Genomic DNA, 2615 nt, shown 5'->3' with positions numbered 1-2615 from the left:
AGGCCGACGGCCTGTCCGCCTCGGAGTGTGCCGGGGTCACGGGGCTGTCCCGGGTCAGCGCCCGCCGCTATCTGGAGTTTTTCGTCTCCACCACTCAGGCCCAGGTCTCCCTCCGCTACGGCACGACCGGCCGTCCCGAGCGCCGCTACCACTGGCTGGCCGGACCGTCCCGTCCTGCGGACATCGAGCACGGCTGACGCCCAGCCGCTCACCAGGTGTGCCGGGCCGGGCCTGCCTGCCGGACAGCAGGCCGCACGACTGCCGTGGCTGCGGTGTCCCGGGCCGCAGCGGCCCGGCGATCGTCACGCCGGCCAGGCAGCCGACGCCATCGCGGCATACGTCACGGTGCCCGCGCCGGAAACGCCCTCGCCGGAGGAGTGCACCGCCCGCAGCACGCACCCCAGGTCCAGCACGGTCCAGGCCGGCAGCCGCAGCGGCAGGAAGATCAGGCAGGGGACGAGGACCCGGGCCCGGGCCCTCGGACACCGCACCGGACAGGCGCCGAGCACTCCGGCGATCGCTCCGAGGCGCCGAACAGAGGTACGCCCGAGCCGGCGTCGAAGACGAGGTGGCACGGCGCGGCCGTCTGCGTCGGCGGCCCCGGCGCAGGCGTCCGCGGCGCCCCACGCCGCACATGTGCCCGGGGTGGAGCAAGTGAATCGGCCCTGCCGCTGAACGCGGCCGCACGGGCCTGCGTATGTGTCGGCAACCGCCCGCGGCGCGGGGAAGGCGGGTCGCGGGGCCGACGTGAGGAACAGGCGATGAACGACCGAGTCACTCCCGCGATGCACGCACTGCCCGATGGCGAGGCGGAGCTGACGCTGGTGGTGCGGCTGCCCTGGGAGGACGTGGCCCGCCTCGGCCAGGAGGCCGGGCGGCTGGCCACCCAGTTGCGGCGGCCCGTGACGTTGGAGGAGGCGGTGAACCACCGGTTGCGGTCGACTCGGGTGGCCTCGCACGCGAAGCCCGCGGGGGAGCAGCCGCCGGCGGTGACGGCCGCGCCGGCGTCGGTGTCCTCGCTGCCGTCGCGGCCGCCGGCGGAGCAGGCGCGGCAGGCGATCGACCGGATCAACGGAACCGCTGGGACGGCGTAGGGCTTCGCCGTGGGGGTGCGGGGTCGTCGCCGAGTGCGCGAAGTCTGTGGCTTGTCGCGCTCGCGCGGCGGAGCCGCACATTGGTACAGCCCCGCGCCCCTGAAGGCACGGCCCCGCCCCATCTCACACGGAACCGCGCACCTTCGCCGCCGCCTTGCGGGCCGCCACCAGGACTGGGTCCCAGACCGGGGAGAAGGGTGGGGCGTAGCCCAGGTCCAGGCTGGTCATCTGGTCCACCGTCATGCCGGCCGTCAGGGCGACCGCCGCGATGTCGACGCGCTTGCCCGCGCCCTCCCGGCCGACGATCTGGACGCCGAGGAGGCGGCCCGTGCGGTGCTCGGCGAGCATCTTGACCGTCATCGCGGAGGCGTTCGGGTAGTAGCCCGCGCGGCTGGTCGACTCGATGGTGACCGCCTGGAAGCGGAGGCCGACGCGGTGGGCGTCCTTCTCCCGCAGGCCCGTGCGGGCGATCTCCAGGTCGCAGACCTTGCTGACCGCTGTGCCGACCACGCCCGGGAAGGTCGCGTAGCCGCCGCCGACGTTGGTGCCGATGATCTGGCCGTGCTTGTTGGCGTGGGTGCCGAGCGGGATGTGCCGCTGCTGGCCGGAGACCAGGTCGAGGACCTCGACGCAGTCGCCGCCGGACCAGATGCCCTCGTGGCCGCGCACCCGCATCGAGCGGTCCGTGAGGAGACCGCCGTGCGGGCCGAGGGGGAGACCGGCGGCCTTCGCGAGGGCCGTCTCGGGGCGGACGCCGATGCCGAGCACGACGATGTCCGCCGGGAACTCGCGGTCCTGCGTGACCACCGCCCGCGCCGCCCCGTCGTCGCCGGTCAGGATCTTCGTGACCTCGGCGTCGTTCACCATCGTGATGCCCAGGCCCTCCATGGCCTTGTGCACCAGGCGGCCCATGTCGGGGTCGAGGGTCGACATGGGCTCGCTGCCCCGGTTGACGACCGTCACCTCGTAGCCGCGCTTGATGAGCGCCTCGGCCATCTCCACGCCGATGTAACCGGCCCCGACGACCACCGCGCGGCGGCCCCGTGTGCCCTCCAGCGTGTCGAGGAGCGACTGCCCGTCGTCCAGCGTCTGCACGCCGTGCACCCCGGGGGCGTCGACCCCGGGCATGTCCGGCCGGATCGGCCGGGCGCCGGTCGCGATCACAAGCTTGTCGTACGAGGTCCAGGACTCCTCGCCGGACTCCACGTCACGCGCGCGTACCCGCTGCCCGCCGGGGTCGAGCTCCGTGACCTCGGTGCGCAACCGCAGGTCGATGTCCCGGGCACGGTGTTCCTCGGGCGTGCGGGCGATGAGCAAGTCCCGGTCGGTGACGTCGCCGCCGACCCAGTAGGGGATGCCGCATGCCGAGTACGACGTGAAGTGGCCCCGTTCGAACGCCACGATCTCCAGTTCGCCGGGGCCCTTCAGACGGCGGGCCTGCGACGCCGCGGACAACGCCGCGGCGGCGCCGCCGCTGGCCTCCACTCTCGCCCCGGTACGGCTCCTTTTATTTGGGACAAC

Annotated in this window: 2 protein-coding genes and 2 pseudogenes; 2 read left to right on the top strand and 2 right to left on the bottom strand. The window is 73.8% G+C overall.

From position 1 onward, the window contains the following. Window positions 1-197, top strand: a pseudogene (locus ABZ281_RS45495) (hypothetical protein); the annotation flags it as partial. Between the two features lie 22 nt (window positions 198-219). Here ABZ281_RS45495 and ABZ281_RS45490 read toward each other — a convergent pair. Then, a pseudogene (locus tag ABZ281_RS45490) lies at window positions 220-524 on the bottom strand (rhomboid family intramembrane serine protease); the annotation flags it as partial. Window positions 525-761: 237 nt separating this feature from the next. On the opposite strand from ABZ281_RS45490, the gene ABZ281_RS45485 reads away from it, so the two are divergent. After that, the gene (locus tag ABZ281_RS45485) at window positions 762-1094 is read left to right on the top strand and encodes a hypothetical protein (protein WP_221757827.1); all 333 of its coding nucleotides are present in this window, start codon (window positions 762-764) and stop codon (window positions 1092-1094) included. A gap of 123 nt (window positions 1095-1217) precedes the next feature. On the opposite strand, the gene ABZ281_RS45480 is transcribed toward ABZ281_RS45485, so the two are convergent. After that, entirely contained in the window at window positions 1218-2579 is a 1362-nt protein-coding gene (locus tag ABZ281_RS45480) for an FAD-dependent oxidoreductase (protein ID WP_356664262.1), read from the bottom strand. Window positions 2580-2615: the final 36 nt, after the last annotated feature.

This window comes from Streptomyces sp. NPDC006265 (assembly GCF_040613555.1).
Classification (GTDB): Bacteria; Actinomycetota; Actinomycetes; order Streptomycetales; family Streptomycetaceae; genus Streptomyces.
This window is presented reverse-complemented; position numbering and strand designations above follow the sequence as displayed.

Excerpts from the sequence above, each read along its gene's own strand:
- ABZ281_RS45485 (WP_221757827.1), top strand. The coding sequence starts at position 762 with ATGAACGACCGAGTCACTCCCGCGATGCACGCACTGCCCGATGGCGAG.